This is a genomic window from Vibrio sp. 10N.261.54.E10 (genome assembly GCF_002877735.2).
Lineage (GTDB): Bacteria > Pseudomonadota > Gammaproteobacteria > Enterobacterales > Vibrionaceae > Vibrio > Vibrio crassostreae_C.
The window spans coordinates 157,446-181,569 of the sequence record NZ_MCXE02000003.1; the positions used below are offsets into that span (position 1 = coordinate 157,446).

The following is a 24,124-nucleotide window of genomic DNA, read 5'->3' on the forward strand; positions in this document are numbered from 1 at the left end:
CCGTAACTTTACACGGATTAAACGAATAAAATATTGCAATAAAAAAAGTGTTAGCAACACTTTCATAATATCTATTCGATTACATTTATTATTCACGCCTTAGATGCTTAGGCGGCAAAGGAACTTAAAAGAGGGTTTAATTTATGGCGACAATGAAGGATGTTGCCCAGCTAGCAGGCGTCTCAACAGCCACGGTATCACGTGCATTGATGAACCCTGAGAAAGTCTCAGTTTCGACTCGCAAACGAGTGGAAACAGCAGTACTTGAAGCTGGATACTCACCCAATACATTAGCTAGAAACTTACGTCGCAACGAATCAAAAACCATCATCACTATTGTTCCTGATATCTGTGACCCTTATTTCGCCGAGATCATTCGTGGTATCGAAGATGCCGCAGTAGAAAATGATTACCTTGTTCTACTGGGTGATAGCGGCCAGCAAAAGAAGCGCGAGTCTTCGTTTGTTAACTTAGTTTTCACCAAACAAGCCGACGGCATGTTGCTGCTGGGTACTGACCATCCGTTTGATGTCAGCAAACCTGAACAAAAGAATTTACCGCCGATGGTAATGGCGTGTGAGTTTGCCCCTGAGCTTGAACTGCCTACGGTACACATCGATAACCTGACCTCTGCCTTTGAAGCGGTGAACTACCTAGCTCAGTTAGGTCATAAGCGTATTGCTCAAATTTCAGGACCAGTATCGGCAACACTGTGTAAGTTCCGCCAACAAGGCTACCAGCAAGCGCTGCGTCGCGCCGGAGTCTCAATGAATCCAGCCTATAGCACGGTCGGTGACTTCACCTTTGAAGCGGGCGCTCAAGCGGTTCGTCAATTACTGGCACTTCCTGAACAACCTACAGCTATCTTCTGTCACAACGATGCGATGGCGATTGGTGCGATTCAAGAAACGAAGAAGCTGGGCTTGCGCGTTCCTCAAGACCTATCGATTGTCGGCTTCGATGACATCCAATTCGCTCAATACTGCGATCCACCGCTAACCACCATTTCTCAGCCTCGTTATGAGATTGGACGCCAAGCGATGTTGATGATGCTTGATCTATTAAAAGGCAACGATGTGCAAGCAGGTTCGCGTCTGCTTGAAGCTAAATTAGTGGTTCGAGGCAGTACAGCGCCACCTCGAATATAACCCTTAGAAATACCCTTATAAATCTGCGGCACATTTTGATGTGCCGCTTCCATTTCTGCACTATTATCCTCGCGCAATCTAGATTACCATGAGGGCAGAATCAGCAACTATTGAATTGTCTTGTGGCTAATAGAGATTATGTAAAGCGCGGTCGTGGCACGAAAAAACCGACCAAAAAACAAGCCCCTCGCCGTAAACCTTGGCGCAGTGGTCTTTTGGCGATCCTCCTTGCCGGTGGTTTTGGTTACGGACTTTACCTATTGAGTAATGATCCTGAGCCGCCTGCACCAACGCCTGTGGCAACCAAACCAAAACCTAAGCCAAAACCAGCGAAAGTGATTCCGCCGCCTCCTGAAGAGAAGTGGGACTACGTTGAAACGCTGCCAAGCCGCGAGATTGAAGTAAAAGCCAAAGAGCAACAGATCTCTAAGATCCCTTACATCATGCAGTGTGGCGCTTACAAAACCTCGTCGCAGGCAGAAGCACGTAAGTTGGATATTGCCTTCCAAGGTATCTCAAGTGAGATCCGCAAGAAAGATGGCAGTAGCTGGTACCGTGTGGTTTTAGGGCCATACAAGTTGAAGCGTGACGCAGAACGCGATCGCCATAAGCTGCAACGAGCGAAAATTGAACCTTGCGCTATTTGGAAAGACGGGTCTTAATCAACTCAATATATAATAGGGGGAAGAGGATTCCCCCTATTGCTGTTTGAAAGCGTTCAATAGTTCATCGCACAAGCAATACCAGTATGTTAATCAAAAGAGTGCGTTTTAACGAAACTGAGGTACTTGTTCGTAGTACTCAAGCCCAAAGTCAGTCAGGTAGACCTGCTCCTTATTTATCTCGATGTAACCAAAAAAATCCAAGTGCGCTAAAACGTTAGGAAATGGACGTTTAAGAAAAACGTTGACCGAGTTTTTTAGATGTTCTGTTGAACACTCGCCCGCCTCCTGATACATCAGATGATGCAGTATAGACAGCTCATCCAGATCCATATCTCTATTAAAAAAACTGATATTGTCACTATTCATCACACTACTCCTTATGCAGTGAATACCACTGATTAGTGAACATCATTCCTTATAAATCAAACAAAAAGTGTTAACCATTTCACGTTAGAAATTTGTTTTATCTTTTTTTATATTTATCACAAACTATTAACCCACCAACCCTTACCACACATAGGCTCAACAGGTAATGGATGTTTGAAACAACTGGTAACATTTGGTTTTTTTGATATGACATACCCTTAAAAGTGGCACTTGAATTCATGATAGTGGAGCCACATATAAGTAGTAACCATAAATAATAATCAAAAGAGGTCGACTCGTGACTACCATTGTATCTGTACGTCGTAATAATAAAGTCGTCATCGCGGGTGATGGACAAGTATCTCTGGGCAATACAGTAATGAAGGGCAACGCCCGTAAAGTACGTCGCCTATACAACAACAAAGTACTGGCCGGTTTTGCTGGCGGTACGGCTGATGCTTTCACGCTATTCGAAAAATTTGAAAGCAAGCTGCAAATGCACCAAGGCCATCTCACCAAAGCGGCAGTTGAGCTAGCGAAGGATTGGCGTAGCGACCGTGCTCTACGTAAGTTAGAAGCACTGTTAGCAGTAGCGGATGAGACCGCTTCACTGATCATCACAGGTAACGGTGACGTAGTTCAACCTGAGAACGACCTGATTGCGATCGGTTCGGGCGGAAACTTCGCTCAAGCAGCCGCTACTGCACTATTAGAAAATACTGATTTAGATGCGCGTGAAATCGCAGAAAAGTCGCTGAACATTGCAGGCGACATCTGTGTCTTCACCAACCATCACCACACTATTGAAGAACTAGAAAGCACCGTTGAGCTGCCAAAGCCAGAGTAACGACCGCTTCCATCAATAACGTTGTATTCAACAGTGATTAAAGAATTAAGGAAAAACCATGTCTGAGATGACTCCTCGCGAAATTGTTCACGAACTCAATCGCCACATTATCGGCCAAGACAACGCTAAGCGCTCAGTGGCTATCGCTCTTCGTAACCGCTGGCGGCGTATGCAGCTTGAAGAAAGCCTACGTGTTGAAGTATCGCCAAAAAACATCCTGATGATTGGCCCAACGGGTGTAGGTAAAACTGAAATCGCTCGCCGCCTAGCGAAATTAGCAAACGCGCCTTTCATCAAGGTAGAAGCGACTAAGTTCACCGAAGTGGGTTACGTTGGTAAAGAAGTTGAAACCATCATCCGTGATCTAACGGACGTTGCGATCAAGATGACGCACCAACAAGCGATGGAAAAAGTACAATACCGCGCTGAAGAACAAGCTGAAGAACGCATTCTTGATGCCCTTCTACCACCAGCGCGTGATGCTTGGGGTCAGAACGAGCAATCAACTGAAGACACAACCTCTTCAAACACTCGTCAGATTTTCCGCAAGAAACTGCGTGAAGGTAAGCTAGATGACAAAGAGATTGAAGTTGATGTAGCCGCACCGCAAATGGGCGTTGAAATCATGTCACCTCCAGGCATGGAAGAGATGACAAACCAGCTGCAAGGCATGTTCCAAAACCTAGCGGGCGACACCAAGAAAAAGCGTAAGATGAAAATCAAAGACGCATTCAAAGCACTGACGGAAGAAGAAGCTGCGAAGCTTGTGAACCAAGAAGAGCTGAAAGAGAACGCGATCTTCAACGCTGAAAACAACGGTATCGTGTTCATCGATGAGATCGACAAAATCTGTAAACGTGGTGACAGCTCAGGCCCAGACGTATCTCGCGAAGGTGTTCAACGTGACCTACTGCCTCTTATCGAAGGCAGCACAGTATCAACGAAACACGGCATGGTTAAAACTGATCACATCTTGTTTATCACATCAGGCGCATTCCAAGTGGCTAAGCCATCTGACCTGATCCCTGAGCTGCAAGGTCGTCTACCAATCCGTGTAGAACTTGAAGCGCTTTCTGCACATGACTTCAAACGAATTCTTACTGAGCCAAAAGCATCTTTAACAGAGCAATACATTGCCCTGATGAAAACAGAAGATGTGAGCATTGAGTTCACTGAAGATGGCATTAATCAGATTGCTGACGCGGCATGGCGTGTTAACGAAACCACGGAGAATATCGGTGCGCGTCGCCTACATACTGTTATGGAACGCCTAATGGATGAGATTTCATTCGACGCAACAGAAAAAGCCGGCAGCAAACTCGTCATTGATGAAGCTTACGTAACGTCGAAGCTCGGTGAATTCGTTGAAGACGAAGACCTAAGCCGCTTCATCCTGTAGCACACGAAACTCCAACTTATTGCTCTATCTCAAAGAAATAGCAGCTAATAAGCGAATTCAAGGCCCACTTTCGAGTGGGCTTTTTATTACTTGAAGAATGGGCGTATACTCAAATCACAGTTTGAAACGAAGACTTACAAAGAAATAGACCTACGATGAAACAATCTCTACTGATTTGGCTTGATGCCGCACGACCGAAAACTCTGCCTCTCGCACTTGTCTCTATTCTTACAGGAAGTAGTTTAGCGTTCGCCGGTGGTCAGTTTTCTTTATCGATAGCCCTACTGGCATTTTTAACCGCCACCCTATTACAGATTTTATCGAACCTAGCCAATGACTATGGCGACGCCGTAAAAGGCACAGACAACGAAAATCGTCTGGGGCCAACACGTGCCATGCAATCTGGCGCGGTAACAGCGAAAACCATGAAGCAAGCGATCATCCTCAACATCGTGTTTACTATGGTCGCTGGGCTGATTCTTATTTTTCATGCCTTAACCTCGATTGAAAGTATCTTATCTTTCATTGCGTTAGGCATATTAGCCATTGTTGCTGCCATCGCTTATACCGTCGGTAATAAGCCTTATGGCTATATTGGCCTTGGCGACTTATCGGTATTTATCTTCTTCGGTTTATTAGGTGTTTCAGGGACTTACTTCTTGCACACTGGCCATGTTGAACCAAGCCTATTCCTTCCGGCATTGGGCTGTGGCTTGATGGCGGTTGCGGTACTCAATATCAACAACATGCGTGATATCGAAAACGACAGCGAATGTGGTAAGCGCACCATGGCGGTTCGCCTAGGACAACGCAAAGCCAAACACTATCATTTTGCTCTGCTTGGCCTCGCCCTTGCGTCTTTCGCTATCTACCTGCTTATTCAAGAAAAACCGGTCTGGATCAGCCTGCCGTTTTTGCTGAGCATTATTATTGTTTACAAGCATGGCAAAGCCGTTTGGGAAACCGAAAAGCCAGCGCAAATTGCACCAATGATGCCCGTGATTGTGAAATGCTCACTGGTCACTAACCTATTGTTTGCAGGGGTTGTCGTAGCTCAAACTCTATTGAGTTAAATGAGACTAATCATTGCAAAGGGATCAAGCGCCGATATACTCAAAGTAAGCTCATTGTTCAAAAGGTATACTAATGGAATACAACACTTCAGCACTGTGCGACATATATTTGGATCAAGTTGATGTCGTGGAGCCAATGTTCAGCAACTTCGGTGGACGTGCATCCTTCGCAGGACAGATCACGACATTAAAGTGTTTTGAAGACAACGCTTTGATTCGCTCTGTACTAGAGCAAGACGGTCTGGGGCGTGTGTTGTTAATCGATGGGGGCGGCTCACTACGTAAAGCGCTGATCGATGCTGAGATAGCCCTACTTGCCGAAGACAATGAGTGGGAAGGGATTGTGGTTTACGGGTGCGTTCGTGAAGTCGATGAGCTTGAAGACATGAACCTAGGTATCCAAGCCTTGGCTTCTATCCCTGTTGGTGCGAGCCAAGAAGGTGTCGGTGAATTAGACGTTCCAGTGAACTTTGGCAGCGTGACCTTCTTACCTGAAGATTACCTCTACGCAGACAACTCTGGCATCATTCTTTCTGCCGAACCTCTAGATGTAGAACTCGATTTGGATGTCGAGGAAGAAGACGTCGAGTAACTCTCACTCAGCTTCAAATAATAAAACAAATCATAAGAACACAAACAAAAACGCCCGCTACTGAGTAGCGGGCGTTTTTTTAAATCTGAAGAGTCGATTACTCTACTTCATCCATTTTACCAAGAAGGTTACGGATGCGATCTTGCCATGCTGAATGCTCTTCCTGCATTTGCTGAGTTTTTTGCTCTAGCTCGTGACGGCTTGCTTTAAGCTCACCAGCTTCTGTTGCTAGTGCTTGTTTCTCTTCTTTAAGCTCTTCCACTTCCATTTGAAGAAGTGCAATTGTATCTACTGCTGTTTGAATTTTTGCTTCTAGCTGCTCTAGTACTTCAAAAGACATTCTGGCCTACCTTTAAGTTATCCGTTTGATGGTGAAGGTTCACTCCACTTATTTCCCCATTCTACTCAGCAGAGCAAGGATAAACACTCAATATATTCGATATTTTGCGCCATTCGATGAAAAAAACAGCGCTTTTTACCGAATATTGACGTGAACGATTACCGCCACAACGGCAAACCGATTATTTTGATGAATAATAACTGTTTTCCACTGCGAATTGATCGAGAGCAATCTCCAAAAAACAAAAAGGCAAACGTTTCCTTTTGGATATGGTAAAATTCGCCGCGAAATTTCTATTCCCCCTTTGAAAATTTTGGAGTCCGCATGAAACGCGATTTAGCAATGTCATTCTCTCGTGTCACAGAAGGTGCAGCACTAGCTGGTTACAAGTGGCTTGGCCGTGGCGATAAAAACGCTGCAGATGGCGCTGCTGTAGAAGTAATGCGTAGCCTATTAAACAAAACCGAAATTAGCGGTGAGATTGTTATCGGCGAAGGTGAAATCGATGATGCACCTATGCTATACATCGGCGAAAACGTAGGTGTGGGCGGCGACGCTGTCGACATCGCAGTTGACCCAATTGAAGGGACACGCATGACAGCAATGGGCCAATCAAATGCATTGGCTGTATTGGCTGCGGGCGAAAAAGGCAGCTTCCTTAAAGCGCCTGATATGTACATGGAAAAGTTGGTTGTTGGCCCTGGCGCTAAAGGCGTGATTGACCTAGAACTGCCACTAACAGAAAACCTAGAAAACATCGCTAAAGCACTAGGTAAAACACTTGATACTCTAGTCGTAACCACGCTTGCTAAGCCTCGTCATGATCAAGTCATCGCCGACATGCAAGCAATGGGCGTTCGTGTATTTGCTGTGCCAGACGGTGATGTTGCGGCTTCTATCTTAACCTGTATGCCAGACAGTGAAGTAGACGTCATGTACTGCATCGGCGGCGCACCTGAAGGTGTGGTCTCGGCGGCGGTAATTCGCGCACTCGACGGCGACATGCACGGTCGTCTTCTACCTCGCCACGAAGTGAAAGGCGACACAGAAGAGAACCGCAAGCACGGTGAACTTGAACTTGAGCGCTGCGCAGAAATGGGCGTAACGGCGGGTATCGTGTTGAAGATGGAAGACATGGCACGCAGCGACAACGTTGTATTCTCAGCAACAGGCATCACTAAGGGTGACTTGCTAGAAGGTATTTCTCGTCAAGGTAATATCGCAACCACAGAAACCCTGCTTATCCGTGGCCGCTGCCGTACAATTCGCCGCATCAAATCTATCCACTACCTAGAGCGTAAAGATCCAGAAGTAGTAGGTCATATCCTGTAAGCCTAAATTCGGTGAAACAGAATATTCCAAGGCTGATACCTAGTATCAGCCTTTTGTTTTATTAGCGCACCAGAATCTGACCATGGCAGCCAATAGAGTAAAACGCTATCTATAGAGTAAATTATCATCAATATAGTAAATGGTTTGCTTTATAAACACCTTGCCTCATAATAGTAAGGTTCATTAGGTAGGGATAGTATGAAAACAAGCGACAGAATCTTACAGACCATTAAGCGTCAAGGCGCGGTAACCGCGAAACAACTGTCAGAAGAATTTGGCATGACGACAATGGGGGCAAGGCAACATCTGCAAAGCCTGGAAGATGACGGTATTCTTGCGTTTCATGATGTGAAAGTGAAAGTGGGTCGCCCGACTCGCCACTGGTCCCTGACTCAACAAGGTCATAACCAATTTTCAGACCGACATGGTGAACTCACCATTCAAGTGATTGATGCTGTCGAGAATCTATTTGGTAAAGAAGGGCTGGCTAAGGTTGCTGCCGAGCGTGAACAACACACTCTTAAGCAGTATCAAACTGCGCTGTCTGGCTGTGATTCACTCATCAGCAAGCTTAAAAAACTCACCCAGCTTCGTGAAGACGAAGGCTACATGGCTGAGCTTCAAGAGCATGATGATCACTACATCTTGATTGAGAACCACTGCCCTATCTGTAAGGCTGCAACTCGCTGCCCTAGCCTGTGCCAATCTGAGCTCAACGTGTTTACTGAGTTACTAAAAGATGAGTGTCACGTGAGCCGTACAGAGCACATCATTGCTGGCGAACGACGCTGCACTTACACCTTAACACCCGCCCTTTGATTGCAAAGGTAATCGGCTAATACCGTCTCAATATTGAGAAAATACAAATAGATTAAAATTTGTACAGATTTCTTTCTTAAGCTTAGAGCATATGAAACACGCTTAATGCTAAGGAAGGAATGATGGCGCATCCACAACCCGCTCAAAAACTGCCACCCTTTGATGAACTTGTCCAACTCGCGAAAAGCGACCCGAAAGCATTCAATCAATTCAAACACGAGATGTGCGAACAGATGATTTGTTCGGCTTCAGACGTGATGCAAGACCGACTTCGTGCGCAGCAAAGTCACATCGACTTAGTGGTTAGCCGTTGTAAAAACCCACACCACGCCAATGTCGTACTCATGCAAGAGCTGCGCTGTCAGGTCTGTAAGTTCCAAGATGCACTCGAAGGGCGCTGCGGCTTTGAAGAATCTCTGCCTGAAAATGTCGTGCCTTTTAAGCCGAATACCGAACCTAAAATGTACTGAAATTAGCAAAGCACTAAAAAGAAAAAGGGAGCGTAATGCCCCCTTCTTATTGGTTCGCTGTTCAATATTTACATGGGTCTTCGCCGTAGTCATTACGGCCTTCTGTACCTTTCAACAAACCACACTCAATCAGAATCCAGAAACCACACACTAATGCCGCGACGGTTGCCGCCATATGAATTGGCGATACCGGCTCTGTCGTCGTTGCAACCATTGGCGAAGCTAAACGACCCAATACTAATGGCACATTCAATAGTAGCCAGTAATTAGACTTATTGCGGTCGTGCCAGCGCTTAGCGGTTACCGCAAGGTCTGGGATCACAAGCATCAATAGGATGATTGGTAGCAGGATATAAGAGTAAGCAGGGAACAACACAGAGATACCTGAAGCAAAACCGGTAATCGCTATGTAGTAGAAAACATTCCAAATCCAGTAAGTCTTACGACCAATTCTCCCCTTGAAAGAGAGCAGTAATTCTTTCATCGACATCTTAAATACTCAAATTTATACGCCGCTAAAAGTCAGCAGCAATGGTTAGTTTATTACTTTTTGAAAGCAACTTTTATCCATATCACGAATATTCACCGTTAAGCTTCTTACATGACTCGCTTGTTCTTGCAGGATCTGCATTAACGATCGTGACAATTCTCGCTTTTGCTCTTCCGTTCGTCCCGAAAGTAACTCAAAGCTGATATGAATAAAGTCTACACTATCTTCCTCATCACCGACCAACCAATTATGGCAACGCAGTGAACGAGATTTCACTGATGGCACATCAAACAAGCCACATGTGAGAGCGACTTGGTGGAGATCTTCCAGTAAGCCTTGGATATTTACTCGCTCATCCACTGAATTGGAGTACTCTAGAACTAGATTCGGCATTGTTACTTCCTGTTGTTAACGCAATCGTTTGTCCCTTAATAACAACTAACGATGAAAAATCCGAGAAGTTAGCTATTATTCTGTCTGCCGGATCACTGATATATGCTCAAAATCTACTCTGACCATTGAGTAAGATCCAAGAAAGTCATGACCACAGTCATGATCTGTTGATATTAATCTGTTATATTATTTCGTAATAAAGTTTACTTTTTTACATTCGATTTATTTAAATACTTTGGAGATATTCCTATGCGTCATCCTGTAGTTATGGGTAACTGGAAACTAAACGGCAGCAAAGAAATGGTTGTTGATCTACTAAACGGTCTTAACGCTGAACTTGAAGGCGTAACAGGCGTAGACGTAGCAGTTGCTCCACCAGCACTTTTCGTTGATCTAGCAGAGCGTACGCTTACTGAAGCGGGCAGCGCGATCATCCTAGGTGCTCAAAACTCTGACCTAAACAACAGCGGTGCATTCACTGGCGACATGTCTCCAGCAATGCTTAAAGAGTTCGGCGCATCTCACATCATCATCGGTCACTCTGAGCGTCGTGAATACCACAACGAATCAGATGAGTTCGTAGCTAAGAAATTCGCATTCCTAAAAGAGAACGGCCTAACTCCAGTTCTTTGTATCGGTGAATCTGAAGCACAAAACGAAGCAGGCGAAACTGTTGCAGTATGTGCTCGTCAACTTGACGCTGTTATCAACACTCAAGGTGTTGAAGCTCTTGAAGGCGCTATCATCGCTTACGAACCAATCTGGGCTATCGGTACTGGTAAAGCAGCTACAGCTGAAGATGCACAACGCATCCACGCTCAAATCCGTGCACACATCGCAGAGAAATCTGAAGAAGTTGCTAAGAAAGTTGTTATCCAATACGGCGGTTCTGTTAAGCCAGAAAACGCAGCAGCTTACTTCGCACAACCAGACATCGACGGTGCTCTAGTTGGCGGCGCAGCTCTAGACGCGAAAAGCTTCGCAGCTATCGCTAAAGCAGCAGCTGAAGCAAAAGCTTAATTTAAACCTCACCGTTTAGATTAGATGAAAGGTCAACTTAGGTTGGCCTTTTTTATTACCTGTCGTTTCTGAAACCCAAACGGCAGGCACAAAAAAACCGCTGAATAATCAGCGGTTTAAATTCTTTAAGAGAACGCTAAGCGTGGCTTAGAACAACTCTTCTGCAACGCGGAACAGCTCAGAACGGTCTGGGTTCTGCATGTTCTCGATACAATCGATGATGTCGTGGTGAACAAGTTCTTCTTTCTCGATACCAACACAACGACCACCGTGACCTTCTTGAAGAAGGTGAACAGCGTAGTTACCCATACGAGAAGCCAATACACGGTCAAATGCAGTAGGACGACCACCACGTTGGATGTGACCAAGAACCGTTGCACGAGTTTCACGACCTGTTGAAGATTCGATCTCTTTAGCCAGTTCGTTAGCATCCATCATTAGCTCAGTTAGAGCGATGATTGCGTGCTTCTTACCTTTCGCAATACCATCTTGGATGTTGCTGATAAGCTGTTCTTTATCTAGGCCAGTCTCTGGAGTAATGATGTACTCACAACCACCCGCGATTGCTGACATAAGCGTAAGGTCACCACAGTGACGACCCATGATTTCAACAATAGAAATACGTTGGTGAGAAGAAGACGTGTCACGTAGACGGTCAATTGAATCAATAACAGTGTTAAGCGCTGTTAGGTAACCGATTGTGTAGTCAGTACCCGCGATATCGTTATCGATTGTGCCTGGAAGACCGATACATGGGTAACCCATTTCAGTCAGCTTCTTAGCACCCATGTAAGAACCGTCACCACCGATAACAACAAGTGCTTCGATACCGTGCTTCTTAAGGTTCTCAATGCCTTTCTCACGAACAGCAACGTCTTTAAATTCAGGGAAACGTGCAGAACCTAAGAAAGTACCACCACGGTTGATCACGTCAGATACGCTTGAACGGTCAAGCTTTTCGATACGGTCTTCAACAAGGCCTTGGTAGCCATCGTAAATACCGTAAACTTCAATGCCAACTGATAACGCAGTACGAACAACGCCGCGAACTGCTGCGTTCATACCTGGAGCGTCACCACCACTGGTCAAAACACCGATCTTCTTAATCATGCTCACCCTCGATTTTTGGGAATCTATTATTCAATTCTTGTTCTTGCTGATTGTATATCAACAAGATTTTAAATCTATATTTGTGCGTTATGTTACATTTCCTCAACAGGAATAGCACTCAAATCGCGTAAAATTATGTAACATTTCTACTTCTGTAAGAGTATTACAGTTTTACTCAATAACTTTGTTGATTCACATCAGAATCAACATTAATTGTTACTAAGGTGGTTTTTGAATCACCTAACAGTTAATAATTTTTACTCACTTTAGTTCAAAAGCCACTCACTTACCATTTGCCCGCTGATTTTTAGCACGCATTACCACGAGTGGAATTTCTGCTGCTTCTCTGGTCCAAATACGACCGAATACGGGTCTTGGTGAATTAATACATCAGCATCAGGGAACACGGAGATAAGCTTAGCCTCTACTTCGTCAGAAATGCGATGCGCTTCAATAAGTGGGATATTATCTTCCAATTCTAGATGCAGTTGGATGAAGCGTATTGGCCCCGAGCGACGCGTTCGTAATTGATGCACACCCAACACGCCTTCCACGCTCAATGATGTCTCTTTAATCTGTTTCAGCTCATCATCTGGCAGCTTATGATCAAGCAGAGACTGAACCGCTTCCATCGCCATTTGATAAGCGCTGTACAGAATGTAGATACCGATACCGACCGCGAATACTGAGTCCGCCTGACCAATCCCAAACCAGCTCAATGCCAGTGCCAGCATGATCGCAGCGTTCATATAAAGGTCTGATTGATAGTGCAGAGAGTCGGCCGCAATAGCTTGGCTGCCTGTTTTGTTGACCACATGCTTTTGGAAGCGAACCAAACCGAAGGTCATCACCATCGCAAATAAGCTGACATAGATACCAATCTCTGGAGAATTCAGTTCATGAGGTCGGAAGAAGCGCTCAATACCATTGAGAATAAGGAAACATGCAGAGCCTGAAATAAACATTGCCTGCGCTAATGCAGCGAGAGATTCAGCCTTACCATGACCAAAGGTGTGCTCTTTGTCGGCAGGCTGCAGAGAGTAACGAACCACGATAAGGTTAACGACAGAGGCCGCGATATCCAGCATTGAATCCACGACGGAAGCCAGCAGACTCACAGAACCTGTTACCCACCACGCTGCGACTTTCACTATCAATAAAATAGTGGCGATGGTGGTGGCTGCCCAAGCGGCGAGCGTAACTAAACGTGCGTATTCTTGTTTCATAACTTGGCTATAAAGTGACTGATAGCACAAAGTATAACCTGCAAACAACCAATTGAATATGACAGCTATGATGTAAAACATTCATTTTTAAGGATCAAAAAAAGCGGCACTCGGCCGCTTCTTTCTAAACACTTTCATTCAACGCTGATTTTTCAAGCAATGAATTACTTGTCTTTGTTCATGCGTTTTCCCATTTTGTCAGCACACTTAGTCATGCGCTCTTGTTGGATTTCTTTCAGTTGAGTCTTTTGCTCAGCCGTTAGTACGCTCATCATTTGGTGTTGCTTCTTAAGCATTACTACGCGACGCTCAGTTTGCTTCTCAACCATTTGGCTTGCTAGGTCGTTTGCTGCTGCTTCGTCAAAGTTGTCAGCAAGTACCAATGCTTGAACCTTTTCGTGATGCGCTTTCATTTGCGCCATTTTTGCCGTTTTGTTTGCACCGCGCTTTGCTTTCATCTCAGCACGGTCTGCTTCACGCATCTCTTTTAACTGTTCTTTTTGAGCGTCGGTTAGGTCTAGTTGGCGCATTACTTTTTTATCGAAACCGCCACACTTGTCGTGCATACCTTTGTGGTCACCTTTATCACCACCACCGTAAGCATACGCGCTTGCTGTACCAAAAATAAGTGGAAGTGCCGCAGCTGCTAGTACAAGTTTCTTAGTCATTTTCATAATTGTTGCCTCAATTCGGTATAATAAGTCATGTGTTGCGTCTGTTTCTCAGCGCTTGAATATAGATTAGTCTTTCCCTCGTAAAGTGACGTTTAGAAAGCGTAAAGAATCGTAAAGAGTGAAAGTTGACGAATAATTAGCAGTATTATTAACCTAACTAAATGATTAAGGCTTCCCAATGGCGAACATTCTTCTTATTGATGACGACACAGAGTTAACCAGCTTACTTAAAGACATTTTGAGCTTTGAGGGCTTCACTGTCTCCGAAGCCAATGATGGCTATGCCGGGCTTGAAGCGATCAATGATGAGATTGATCTGGTCCTTTTGGATGTGATGATGCCGCGCCTTAATGGCATGGAAACGCTAAAAAAGCTGAGGGAAAATTGGGAAACGCCGGTACTAATGCTGACCGCAAAAGGCGAAGAGATCGACCGTGTGATTGGTCTTGAACTTGGCGCGGATGATTACCTGCCTAAACCTTTCAGTGACCGAGAGTTGTTAGCTCGTATTCGAGCTATCTTGCGTCGTACTCAAACCAACACCGCACCTAAGGCGGCCAGTGATAGAGTTCAATATCAAGACATCGAAGTCTTCCCGGGCAAACAAGAAGCCTACTGCAATGGGGAGCTCATCGACCTCACCACAACCGAGTTCGCCCTACTGAGTCACCTTATCCAAAACCCAGGGCAAGTGATCACCAAAGAAGCATTGAGTTTGGATGTGCTGGGTAAAAGGCTCGCAGCGTTTGACCGCGCGATAGACATGCACATCTCTAATCTACGTAAGAAGATTCCTGAGCGCACTGACGGCAAATCACGTATCAAAACCTTACGAGGCCGTGGCTACTTATTGGTAGAGGAAGATTAATGCGTATACCTAAAATCACCAGCTTATATGGACGTATCTTTGCTATCTTTTGGTTCACCATGTTACTGGTGCTTTTGTCGGTGCTGTCACTTCCCCATTTAGACCCTCGAGTCGCGCGAGATGTGCCCGCAGATCACCTCGATAAACTCGAGCGTATCGCTAAAATCACAGAGAAACGCTACGCCAAAGAACCTAATCTGGGCAAGATTGTCTTCCAACTGGAGGCGCCACGCAGCCGCAAGGATTCTAGAGCTCGCATCTACCTGACCGATCTTGAGGGCGCAGTCCTTACCTCGAAAAGGCATTCAGACTATAAGCTAAAGGCGATTCGTAACTTTGTTACCTCGATTGATAACCCTGAGATACCGAAGCAAAAACTCTACGGACACTACATGGTCGCAGGGCCAGTGCCAATTACTCTCGCTGGTGAAGAGTTGCTGATGTATGCCGGAGTGAAGTGGAACCAACCACCGCCATTCTTACTGCGCCTGTTTGATAGACCTCTGCAGCTATTGCTTGCCGTGATGTTGGCGAGTACCCCGCTATTACTTTGGTTAGCTTGGGCACTGAGTCAACCCGCTCGCAGGCTAGAACGCGCGGCACAACGCGTGGCGAAAGGTCAATTCGAGGTCGATCCAACACTCGAAAAAGGTACTTCAGAGTTCAGACAAGCAGGTGAGAGCTTTAACCAGATGGTCGAAGCGGTGAACCAGATGATTTCGGGGCAACAACGCCTGCTCTCTGATATCTCACACGAGCTCCGCTCGCCACTGACACGTCTTCGCATGGCCAATGCACTGGCGATTCGTAAACAAGGCGAGAGCCAAGAGTTAGAACGCATTGATACCGAAGCACAGCGTTTGGAACAGATGATCAGTGAGCTGCTAACGCTATCGCGCATGCAGGTCGACAGCCACATTACTCGTGAGGTTCAGCCTATCTCTAGCCTGTGGGAAGAGATCTTAAAAGACGCAGAGTTTGAAGCCGAACAGATGGGCAAACAACTGACGTTCTCGGAGATCCCAGAACGCTCTATTTCGGGGAACCCTAAACTGCTGATGAGTGCGCTAGACAACATTACACGCAATGCCATCTACTACGGTAAAGACCAAGTGGATGTACAGTTCCATGTGGTTCAAGATCAGCTAACAATTTGCGTCAATGATAATGGTGATGGTGTTCCAGAGGATGAACTCGATTCTATCTTCAGACCTTTTTACCGTGTCTCAACAGCGCGTGACAGAAACTCTGGCGGCACAGGGCTTGGATTAACCATTACTGAAAGTGCGATTCGCCAACACAGCGGAACCATCACCGCAACCCGCAGCCAGCTCGGTGGATTACAACTCGAAATCACCCTGCCTATCTTACCGGTGTAATACCCCCACAAAGATCACAGTTGATAATGATTGTTATTATCATTATGGTAAATCCTCTAATTAAGGAGGATTTACCATGTCGCACACTTTCCCTGCTTTACCCTACGCTTACGATGCCCTAGAGCCTTACATTGACGCTAAGACAATGGAAGTGCATTACAACAAGCACCATAGAACCTACTACGATAAGTTTGTTGCGGCAGTGTCTGGCAGCGAGCTAGAACAGCAATCTCTGACCGAGATCTTTGCCAACATATCTCAGCACAGCCCTGCCGTGCGTAACAATGGCGGCGGCTACTACAATCACATCTTGTATTGGAATTGCATGTCGCAAGACGGTGGTGGTGAACCTACGGGCGAGCTTGGTGAGGCTATCAAGAGTACCTTCGGTGATTTCGAGACATTCCAAGATCAGTTCGCCCAAGCGGCGATCAATACCTTTGGCTCCGGCTTTGCTTGGCTAGTGGTAGAGCAAGGGCAACTGAAGATCATCTCAACCTCGAACCAAGATAATCCGTGGATGGATACCGTGGCGAGTGATGGCGAACCGATTCTCGCGCTCGATGTTTGGGAACACGCCTACTACATCAGCTACCAAAACCGTCGTCCTGATTACATCAATGCATGGTGGAATGTGGTGAATTGGAATGCCGTATCTGAAAACTACGCGCAAGCACTAACGAACCAAGCGTAAGCGAATGGTGACGGTGGCGAACTGTACTCACTCAGCTTGCCACCGTATACTCGGGCTATCTTTGATTACTCTTGTGAACCAACATGTTTGATATCGCTCTATACGAACCAGAAATTGCACCCAATACGGGTAACATCATCCGCCTATGTGCTAACTGCGGCGCAAATCTGCACCTGATTGAACCGCTTGGCTTTGATTTTGAAGAGAAGAAGGTTCGTCGTGCTGGCTTGGATTACCACGACCTTGCGCGAGTTAAGCGTCACAAGAACCTAGAAGCTTTCCTTGAGTATCTAGAGAATGAACGTGAGGGTGATTTCCGCATCTTTGCTTGCACCACAAAAACGACAGGCCACCACGTTGATGCGAAATTCCAACAAGGCGATGTGCTGATGTTTGGCCCTGAGACTCGCGGCCTGCCTGCTGAGTTCATTGAAAGCATGCCAATGGAACAACGCATTCGTATTCCAATGATGCCAGACGCGCGCAGCCTCAACCTGTCTAACGCAGTGGCAATCATTGCTTTTGAAGCATGGCGACAAATGGGTTTTGAAGGCGCGGTATAACCGAACACTCAAGCTTATCTTTTATCTGTTATCGATAGTAAACAGTAAGTAACAGCTAGCGACAGACAATAAAAAAGGCTCTTACCATTATCACTTTCTTGCGAAGGATAAAGGTAAGAGCCTTTTCTGTTTTCCCTCTATATAAAGGGAGAAAAAATTAATTAGTTTAAGCGGTTACGATCGTTGTCGTCGTCTTTCTTCTCAAACTCACCTTCAAAGGTGTTGCCGTCTTTTGATTGGTCAGATGGATCGCGATTGAATGGGTCTTGTCCAAATGGGCTCTGGCCAAAACCAGCTTGCCCACCGGCATGGAAACCGCCAGACATGTTGGTCACCACCATTTTTTCCATCATTTTCTTGGCAATCATCGCTCTTGGTGCTGGCAATAATACCAACATACCGAGTGCGTCCGTCATAAAACCCGGAGTCAGTAGCAATACACCGGCAACTGCAAGCATCACGCCTTCAAGAATCTGTTGTGCTGGCATTTCGCCTTGTTGCAAACGACCTTGCACAGACATAAGTGTCTGAATGCCTTGGCTACGAACCAGCGATGCACCCACAAATGCAGTGATCAAAACCAACGCAATAGTTGGCCACAATCCTAAGAAGCCACCAACTTGAATAAATAGCCCAATCTCAATGATGGGTACGAAGATAAATAGTAATAATAAGATAGGAAACACACGCCCTCCTTTGTTACTTGCAGTTTACGCTGAAAGCCCTAACAATCTCAAATTTATCCTGTAAATAAGCGTGTTTATTGACCAAGAATAACTTTGCAAAATATTGACGAAACAAAACCGAAAAAGGTGATCCACTTAATATTTTTATGCGCTAAGTACAGTATCATGTGCCACATAAGTCAGGACGGATTTATCAGCCCAATATTCTAGCGAACGGAGTATTTGCACACAGAATAGGCTAATAACTAACTATATAATCAGAATAATTCTCTAAGGATCCTGTTATGGCTACTCAATCAGAAGCTCAAGTTGAAGCTCCTCAAGCTACTCGTCTCGAAGAAGATCTATTAGGTCAACGTCATGTTCCGGCTGATGCTTACTACGGCATCCACACTCTACGCGCAGTTGAAAACTTCAACATCTCAAATGTAACGATCTCAGATGTACCTGAATTCGTTCGCGGTATGGTGATGACTAAGAAAGCGGCGGCTTTAGCAAACAAAGAGTTAGGTGTAATTCCAAGCGAAGTGGCTAAATACATCATCCAAGCTTGTGACCTAATTCTAGACACGGGTAAGTGCATGGATCAGTTCCCATCGGACGTTTTCCAAGGTGGTGCTGGTACTTCTGTAAACATGAACGCAAACGAAGTTGTTGCGAACGTGGCTCTTGAACTTATGGGCAAAGAAAAAGGCCAATACGAGTTCATCAACCCGAACGACCATGTAAACCGCAGCCAATCTACAAACTGTGCTTACCCAACTGGCTTCCGTATCTCTGTTTACAACAGCGTTCGTAAACTGATTGATGCGATCGAATACCTAAAAGGTGCATTCGAGCTTAAGAGCCAAGAATTCAACACGATTTTGAAGATGGGTCGTACTCAGCTTCAAGACGCAGTTCCAATGACGGTTGGCCAAGAGTTCCACGCTTGGGCTGTAACCATCAATGAAGAAATCAAAAACCTAGAATACACTTCAAAACTACTGCTTGAAGTAAACCTAGGCGCAACGGCTATCGGTACAGGTCTGAACGCAGCACCGGGTTACCAAGGCCTAGCAGTGAAACACCTAGCAGAAGTAACAGGCCTAGAGTGTGTAGCGGCTGAAGATTTAATCGAAGCAACGTCTGACTGTGGCGCATACGTAATGACGCACGGCGCACTTAAGCGTCTAGCAGTTAAGCTATCTAAGATCTGTAACGACTTGCGTCTACTTTCTTCAGGTCCACGTACTGGTTTGAACGAGCTAAACCTACCTGAACTGCAAGCAGGTTCTTCAATCATGCCTGCTAAAGTAAACCCAGTTGTACCTGAAGTAGTAAACCAAGTTTGCTTCAAAGTTCTAGGTAACGACAACACGGTTTCTTTCGCTGCGGAAGGTGGTCAACTTCAACTGAACGTAATGGAACCTGTTATTGCACAAAGCATGTTTGAGTCTCTAGACATTCTGACAAACGCTTGTGTGAACCTGCGCGACAAGTGTGTAGACGGCATTACGGTAAACAAAGAAGTATGTGAAGCGCACGTATTTAACTCTATCGGTATCGTCACTTACCTAAACCCATACATTGGCCACCACGAAGGTGACATTGTTGGTAAGATCTGTGCAGAAACAGGTAAGAGTGTTCGTGATGTAGTTCTAGAACGCGGTTTATTGACCGAAGAAGAACTTGATGACATTTTCTCTGTTGAAAATCTAATGCATCCTCAGTATAAAGCTAAACGCTACGAATAACGGTAGCGAGAAAGGGCTCCAAACGGAGCCCTTTTTTAGGCTCCAATACGGTTAACCCTGCTGATCTTGTGGATTTCCGTTAGTTGCGTTTTTGCTTAATTAAACCTAAACCATAGAACTATTATGTGAACATTCCAGTGGCGAATGTTCACATAATAAAATCTAAAATGAGGTGTTACTTATGATTGCAGTAGAACTATTTGTCGTCCTGCTCTTTATCTTTTTGGGGGCCAGAATTGGCGGTATCGGTATTGGTTTTGCCGGTGGTGCTGGTGTTATTGCCCTTTCATTAATTCTTGGTGTTCCAACAAGCCAATCTTTTATCCCGGTCGATGTAATTTTGATCATCATGTCGGTTATCACCGCAATTGCAGCAATGCAGGTTGCTGGCGGTATGGACTGGTTGGTACAAATTGCAGAAAACTTTTTGCGTAAACACCCTGAACGTATCACCTTTTACGCGCCGATTGTGACCTTTGTAATGACACTAATGGCGGGTACTGGTCACACAGCATTCTCTACGTTGCCTGTTATTGCAGAAGTAGCAAAAGGCCAAGGTGTTCGTCCTTCTCGTCCACTGTCTATCGCAGTTGTAGCCTCTCAAATTGCGATCACAGCTTCGCCTATTTCGGCAGCAGTTGTGGCTTTCGCAGCGATGCTGGCACCCTTTGGTGTCGATTACCTAACGCTATTGATGGTTTGTATTCCAACAACCTTCATCGCTTGTATGGTTGGTGCGGTTGTCGCGAACTACATGGGCAGCGAACTGAAAGACGATCCTATTTACCAAGAACGTCTAGAGAAAGGTCTAATCAAGCTAGCAACAGAAGAGAAACGCGAAATTCTACCAACAGCGAAGAAGGCGACTTACATCTTCCTTGCAGCGATTGGTTTTGTTGTTTGCTACGCAGCCGCTATCTCTAGCTCTGTTGGCCTAATTGAAAACCCAGCACTGGGCCGTAACGAAGCGATCATGTCTGTGATGCTGGCAGCAGCAGCGGCAATCGTGATGTTCACTAAGATTGATGCAGCGAAGATTTCTTCGGCTCCAACATTCCGCTCTGGTATGACAGCATGTGTTTGTGTACTGGGTGTGGCTTGGTTAGGTTCAACGTTTGTGAATGCACACGTTGCTGAAATCAAAGACGTTGCTGGTGCTCTACTTGCTGACTACCCTTGGATGCTGGCTCTTGTTCTGTTCTTCGCTTCTATGCTGCTTTACTCTCAAGGCGCGACAACGGTTGCACTGATGCCTGCAGCTCTAGCGATTGGCGTAGCACCACTAACAGCCGTGGCTTCTTTTGCTGCGGTAAGTGCACTGTTCGTACTTCCAACTTACCCTACGCTACTGGCAGCGGTTGAGATGGATGACACAGGTTCAACTCGTATTGGTAAGTACGTATTTAACCACCCATTCTTCATTCCTGGTGTGGCAACAATCAGTACAGCGGTAGCACTCGGCTTCGCATTCGGCGGTCTGTTTATCTAACACTCGCTGAAAAACCAAACCTAAAAGGAAGCTTCGGCTTCCTTTTTTCTTTTCTGCACAATGTGTTTATTTGATACGTATCAAATAAACATTATAAACCTAAAAACCCGAACAAAAATAAAGTTTGAATAAAATTCCAATAATATTCACGCCATTAATTAACAATGCCTGCCAACGCAACCACCCCTTGTTTCTATCTAATTCACATCGAATATTAATCCAAGCTAACTAACCAAAAAACCTTGCTCTTTTTCTAACGTTTTTCATCCTATTCATTGGTCACTATTTTTGTGAACAATACCAAACTTAAATGGCGACGTAAGGAATAAAATAACCGCAGTTAAATTAAATCTTAATTCATTTGGATATATAAATATAAAGATACTTATATTTAAAGTCGGCAACGTCATATAGATGTTCGCTCTATAAGGGCAAGAATTTTATATCGTTGAATGCTTTATAAATATCACTGTATTTACAATCTATAAACATTAGTCGCTAATTCACGTCAATTCTATTTAAGATGATGTAAGGAGATAGCCATGACAACTCAAACGATACCAAGCGAGAAAAAAAAGGGCGGCTTCTTTGCCAACTTTAAATTCCCTTCTGCCTACACCATTCTATTTATTCTGATTGCGTTCGTCGCACTGCTTACCTGGATTGTTCCAGCAGGCCAATACGACCGTGCAATGAATGAAGAGCTAGGCCGAGAAGTACCCGTAACCGGAACCTATCAAGCGGTAGAAGGTAACCCTCAAGGCGTGATTGATGTACTGCTCGCGCCTATTGACGGCTTCTATGACCACAATAGCTATGAAGCGGCGGCTATCGACGTTTCGCTGTTCATCTTAATCATTGGTGGCTTCTTAGGGCTAGTAACCAAAACGGGTGCCATTGATGCCGGTATCGAGCGCGTCACCGCCCGCTTAGAAGGGCGAGAAGAGTTGATGATACCAATACTGATGGCGCTATTTGCCGCAGGTGGTACCGTCTACGGCATGGCGGAAGAATCACTGCCCTTCTATACATTGCTAGTGCCGGTAATGATGGCAGCTCGCTTTGACCCTCTTGTTGCCGCTGCGACCGTACTGCTTGGTGCAGGTATTGGGGTGCTGGGTTCAACGATTAACCCATTCGCAACCGTGATCGCTGCCAACGCCTCTGGTATTCCATTTACAGACGGTATCGTGTTGCGCATTGCGATGTTGATTATTGGTTGGGGTATTTGTGTTGCCTACGTAATGCGTTACGCAAGAATGGTTCAAGCCGATCCAACAACATCAATTGTCTACGACAAATACGAAGAGAACAAAGCGCACTTCTTAGGTAATGCGAGCGGCGAAAAACTTGAATTCACCGCGACTCGCAAACTGATTCTGACCATTTTTGGTGGCTCGTTCGCTGTAATGATTTATGGTGTATCCGTTGCTGGATGGTGGATGGCTGAGATCTCAGCGATGTTCTTAGCAGCAACCATCATCGTTGGTATTGTGGCTCGCATGAGCGAAGAAGAGTTTACCACCAGCTTCATTGATGGTGCCCGCGACCTACTTGGTGTAGCGCTCATCATAGGTATTGCACGTGGTATCGTAGTGGTGATGGACCGCGGTATGATCACCGATACCATTCTCTTCTCAGCAGAACAGATGGTAACGGGGCTTTCTTCGGTTATCTTCATTAACGTGATGTTCTTCTTAGAGATTCTACTGTCGTTCTTAGTGCCATCGACCTCTGGCTTAGCGGTACTGACCATGCCAATCATGGCACCACTGGCCGACTTTGCTGGCGTAGGTCGTGACTTGGTTATCACTGCGTACCAATCTGCATCTGGCTTGGTGAACCTAATCACCCCAACCTCCGCGGTGGTGATGGGTGGTTTGGCGATTGCTCGTGTCCCTTACGTGCGCTGGGTTAAATGGGTGATGCCACTAGTCGGTATATTGATGGTGTTCTGCATTGTTGTACTGAGTATTGGTGCGCTGATCTAACTAACAGCACTTCACTCCTTTCTCATCCAAAGCCGCTTCTCACAGCGGCTTTTTTATTGTTCCCTCTCAATGTAACCCTCTGCCACTGAAACAGCTCCTCAAAGCCATACACGCGATATTCAAGGTTCTTCTGTTCGTAGCCAAGCTCAACTAAACTCAAAGCACTCGCAATAGAAGAATCAATCCTACTTTTAAACATCTAATTTTCTTGATGAAATAACACTCTATTTTCAACCATGATGTTTAAACAAATAGTTAGTCACTTATTAACGTTAATTATATTTAAAGTAATTAATAGCCTAATAAACAGACGAGGATTAATGCCCTTTTCTATCAAAAAACACACTTAAACAGCCGATTTTAAAATGTGATCGCAACAGCTTTATTCGCATTTACTTTGTTAATAAACAATTAATTCCACATCCAAAATTAAATATCTAAATAAAAACACTGCATACTTCCAAGCTAAGTACACTCTTATCAATAAAACTATTCTGCATATAATCCCTCGTAAATTAGATTCTAGTAAGTTTCGTCAAAAAAGCGTGCATAAAGTTCCCTAACTGCTAACTATTTAGAATGTATTATTCATAACTGAAAGTGCATAAAGTTTGTTAAAACCCTTAAATTTTAAAGGGCTGCGGGATAAAAAACGATTTGTGATAGATCTCTAAGAATACCTGACTAGCAGGCGTAATATTAATTCCAGACAAGAGATATGAATAAATAATTCATTCTTCTCAACTGAAAATAA

At 45.1% G+C, this 24,124-nt stretch carries 25 protein-coding genes; 17 read left to right on the forward strand and 8 right to left on the reverse strand.

What is annotated here, in order from left to right; all coding sequences use genetic code 11:
* Positions 1-143 precede the first annotated feature (143 nt).
* Together cytR and BCU07_RS19630 are read left to right on the forward strand one after the other, a co-directional pair.
* Positions 144-1,148: a DNA-binding transcriptional regulator CytR gene (cytR, locus tag BCU07_RS19625; protein WP_017061147.1), complete on the forward strand. Its 1,005-nt coding sequence runs from the start codon at positions 144-146 to the stop codon at positions 1,146-1,148.
* Positions 1,149-1,270: 122 nt separating this feature from the next.
* Positions 1,271-1,810, forward strand: a complete 540-nt coding sequence (locus BCU07_RS19630) for an SPOR domain-containing protein (protein ID WP_017061148.1) — start codon at positions 1,271-1,273, stop codon at positions 1,808-1,810.
* A gap of 108 nt (positions 1,811-1,918) precedes the next feature.
* Here BCU07_RS19630 and BCU07_RS19635 read toward each other — a convergent pair whose 3' ends face one another.
* Positions 1,919-2,179, reverse strand: a complete 261-nt coding sequence (locus tag BCU07_RS19635; protein ID WP_017061149.1) for a hypothetical protein — start codon at positions 2,177-2,179, stop codon at positions 1,919-1,921.
* Positions 2,180-2,477: 298 nt separating this feature from the next.
* Here BCU07_RS19635 and hslV point away from each other — a divergent pair, with 298 nt between their 5' ends.
* The 4 genes from hslV to rraA all read left to right on the forward strand — a co-directional run bounded on the left by hslV (position 2,478) and on the right by rraA (position 6,090).
* Positions 2,478-3,026, forward strand: coding sequence for an ATP-dependent protease subunit HslV (gene hslV / locus BCU07_RS19640; protein ID WP_004729692.1), 549 nt, complete (start codon positions 2,478-2,480; stop codon positions 3,024-3,026).
* 58 nt (positions 3,027-3,084) lie between these two features.
* On the forward strand, positions 3,085-4,425 hold the full coding sequence (gene hslU, locus BCU07_RS19645; protein ID WP_016767976.1) for an HslU--HslV peptidase ATPase subunit: 1,341 nt from the start codon (positions 3,085-3,087) through the stop codon (positions 4,423-4,425).
* Positions 4,426-4,580: 155 nt separating this feature from the next.
* Positions 4,581-5,498 carry a 1,4-dihydroxy-2-naphthoate polyprenyltransferase gene (locus BCU07_RS19650; RefSeq protein ID WP_017061151.1) on the forward strand — a complete coding sequence of 306 codons (918 nt, stop codon included), beginning with the start codon at positions 4,581-4,583 and terminating at the stop codon, positions 5,496-5,498.
* Positions 5,499-5,571: 73 nt separating this feature from the next.
* Positions 5,572-6,090, forward strand: coding sequence for a ribonuclease E activity regulator RraA (gene rraA / locus BCU07_RS19655; RefSeq protein ID WP_102429022.1), 519 nt, complete (start codon positions 5,572-5,574; stop codon positions 6,088-6,090).
* Between the two features lie 97 nt (positions 6,091-6,187).
* Here the strand turns inward: rraA and zapB are convergent, their stop codons facing one another.
* Positions 6,188-6,430, reverse strand: a complete 243-nt coding sequence (gene zapB / locus BCU07_RS19660) for a cell division protein ZapB (RefSeq protein WP_008219652.1) — start codon at positions 6,428-6,430, stop codon at positions 6,188-6,190.
* A gap of 324 nt (positions 6,431-6,754) precedes the next feature.
* Here zapB and glpX point away from each other — a divergent pair, with 324 nt between their 5' ends.
* The 3 genes from glpX (at position 6,755) to BCU07_RS19675 (ending at position 9,051) form a co-directional block, all read left to right on the forward strand.
* Positions 6,755-7,762 (forward strand): class II fructose-bisphosphatase, encoded by a 1,008-nt coding sequence (gene glpX / locus BCU07_RS19665; protein WP_017061153.1) that lies wholly within the window; start codon positions 6,755-6,757, stop codon positions 7,760-7,762.
* Positions 7,763-7,960: 198 nt separating this feature from the next.
* Complete coding sequence (locus tag BCU07_RS19670) at positions 7,961-8,581, forward strand: helix-turn-helix transcriptional regulator (protein WP_017063674.1); 621 nt, start codon at positions 7,961-7,963, stop codon at positions 8,579-8,581.
* A 122-nt stretch (positions 8,582-8,703) separates the two neighbouring features.
* Positions 8,704-9,051: a DUF3135 domain-containing protein gene (locus BCU07_RS19675; RefSeq protein WP_017061155.1), complete on the forward strand. Its 348-nt coding sequence runs from the start codon at positions 8,704-8,706 to the stop codon at positions 9,049-9,051.
* Positions 9,052-9,112: 61 nt separating this feature from the next.
* Here the strand turns inward: BCU07_RS19675 and BCU07_RS19680 are convergent, their stop codons facing one another.
* A complete protein-coding gene (locus BCU07_RS19680; protein ID WP_017063673.1) occupies positions 9,113-9,541 on the reverse strand; it encodes a DUF805 domain-containing protein in 429 nt (142 codons plus the stop codon).
* A 45-nt stretch (positions 9,542-9,586) separates the two neighbouring features.
* On the reverse strand, positions 9,587-9,934 hold the full coding sequence (locus BCU07_RS19685; protein ID WP_017061157.1) for a 5-carboxymethyl-2-hydroxymuconate Delta-isomerase: 348 nt from the start codon (positions 9,932-9,934) through the stop codon (positions 9,587-9,589).
* 249 nt (positions 9,935-10,183) lie between these two features.
* Here BCU07_RS19685 and tpiA point away from each other — a divergent pair, with 249 nt between their 5' ends.
* On the forward strand, positions 10,184-10,954 hold the full coding sequence (tpiA, locus tag BCU07_RS19690) for a triose-phosphate isomerase (RefSeq protein WP_017061158.1): 771 nt from the start codon (positions 10,184-10,186) through the stop codon (positions 10,952-10,954).
* A 147-nt stretch (positions 10,955-11,101) separates the two neighbouring features.
* Here the strand turns inward: tpiA and pfkA are convergent, their stop codons facing one another.
* The 3 genes from pfkA to BCU07_RS19705 all read right to left on the reverse strand — a co-directional run bounded on the left by pfkA (position 11,102) and on the right by BCU07_RS19705 (position 13,964).
* Positions 11,102-12,064, reverse strand: coding sequence for a 6-phosphofructokinase (gene pfkA / locus BCU07_RS19695; RefSeq protein ID WP_017061160.1), 963 nt, complete (start codon positions 12,062-12,064; stop codon positions 11,102-11,104).
* 317 nt (positions 12,065-12,381) lie between these two features.
* Positions 12,382-13,290: a CDF family cation-efflux transporter FieF gene (gene fieF / locus BCU07_RS19700; protein WP_029235400.1), complete on the reverse strand. Its 909-nt coding sequence runs from the start codon at positions 13,288-13,290 to the stop codon at positions 12,382-12,384.
* Between the two features lie 164 nt (positions 13,291-13,454).
* The gene (locus BCU07_RS19705) at positions 13,455-13,964 is read right to left on the reverse strand and encodes a CpxP family protein (protein ID WP_102429023.1); all 510 of its coding nucleotides are present in this window, start codon (positions 13,962-13,964) and stop codon (positions 13,455-13,457) included.
* 178 nt (positions 13,965-14,142) lie between these two features.
* Here BCU07_RS19705 and BCU07_RS19710 point away from each other — a divergent pair, with 178 nt between their 5' ends.
* From BCU07_RS19710 to trmL, 4 genes are all read left to right on the forward strand, one after another.
* Positions 14,143-14,832 carry a response regulator gene (locus BCU07_RS19710; protein WP_017066566.1) on the forward strand — a complete coding sequence of 230 codons (690 nt, stop codon included), beginning with the start codon at positions 14,143-14,145 and terminating at the stop codon, positions 14,830-14,832.
* Complete coding sequence (gene cpxA, locus BCU07_RS19715; protein ID WP_017068848.1) at positions 14,832-16,211, forward strand: envelope stress sensor histidine kinase CpxA; 1,380 nt, start codon at positions 14,832-14,834, stop codon at positions 16,209-16,211. Before BCU07_RS19710 ends, cpxA begins: the two co-directional genes overlap by 1 nt.
* Positions 16,212-16,287: 76 nt before the next feature.
* Positions 16,288-16,905 (forward strand): superoxide dismutase, encoded by a 618-nt coding sequence (locus BCU07_RS19720; RefSeq protein ID WP_102429024.1) that lies wholly within the window; start codon positions 16,288-16,290, stop codon positions 16,903-16,905.
* Positions 16,906-16,988: 83 nt separating this feature from the next.
* On the forward strand, positions 16,989-17,468 hold the full coding sequence (trmL, locus tag BCU07_RS19725; RefSeq protein WP_009844716.1) for a tRNA (uridine(34)/cytosine(34)/5-carboxymethylaminomethyluridine(34)-2'-O)-methyltransferase TrmL: 480 nt from the start codon (positions 16,989-16,991) through the stop codon (positions 17,466-17,468).
* A gap of 161 nt (positions 17,469-17,629) precedes the next feature.
* On the opposite strand, the gene BCU07_RS19730 is transcribed toward trmL, so the two are convergent.
* Positions 17,630-18,154: an FxsA family protein gene (locus tag BCU07_RS19730; RefSeq protein WP_012604974.1), complete on the reverse strand. Its 525-nt coding sequence runs from the start codon at positions 18,152-18,154 to the stop codon at positions 17,630-17,632.
* A 284-nt stretch (positions 18,155-18,438) separates the two neighbouring features.
* Between BCU07_RS19730 and aspA the strand changes: the two genes are divergently transcribed.
* From aspA to BCU07_RS19745, 3 genes are all read left to right on the forward strand, one after another.
* Positions 18,439-19,890: an aspartate ammonia-lyase gene (gene aspA, locus BCU07_RS19735; protein WP_017063668.1), complete on the forward strand. Its 1,452-nt coding sequence runs from the start codon at positions 18,439-18,441 to the stop codon at positions 19,888-19,890.
* A gap of 181 nt (positions 19,891-20,071) precedes the next feature.
* Positions 20,072-21,379 (forward strand): anaerobic C4-dicarboxylate transporter, encoded by a 1,308-nt coding sequence (locus tag BCU07_RS19740; protein WP_004729714.1) that lies wholly within the window; start codon positions 20,072-20,074, stop codon positions 21,377-21,379.
* Between the two features lie 542 nt (positions 21,380-21,921).
* On the forward strand, positions 21,922-23,370 hold the full coding sequence (locus BCU07_RS19745; RefSeq protein WP_017062726.1) for a YfcC family protein: 1,449 nt from the start codon (positions 21,922-21,924) through the stop codon (positions 23,368-23,370).
* Positions 23,371-24,124 lie beyond the last annotated feature (754 nt).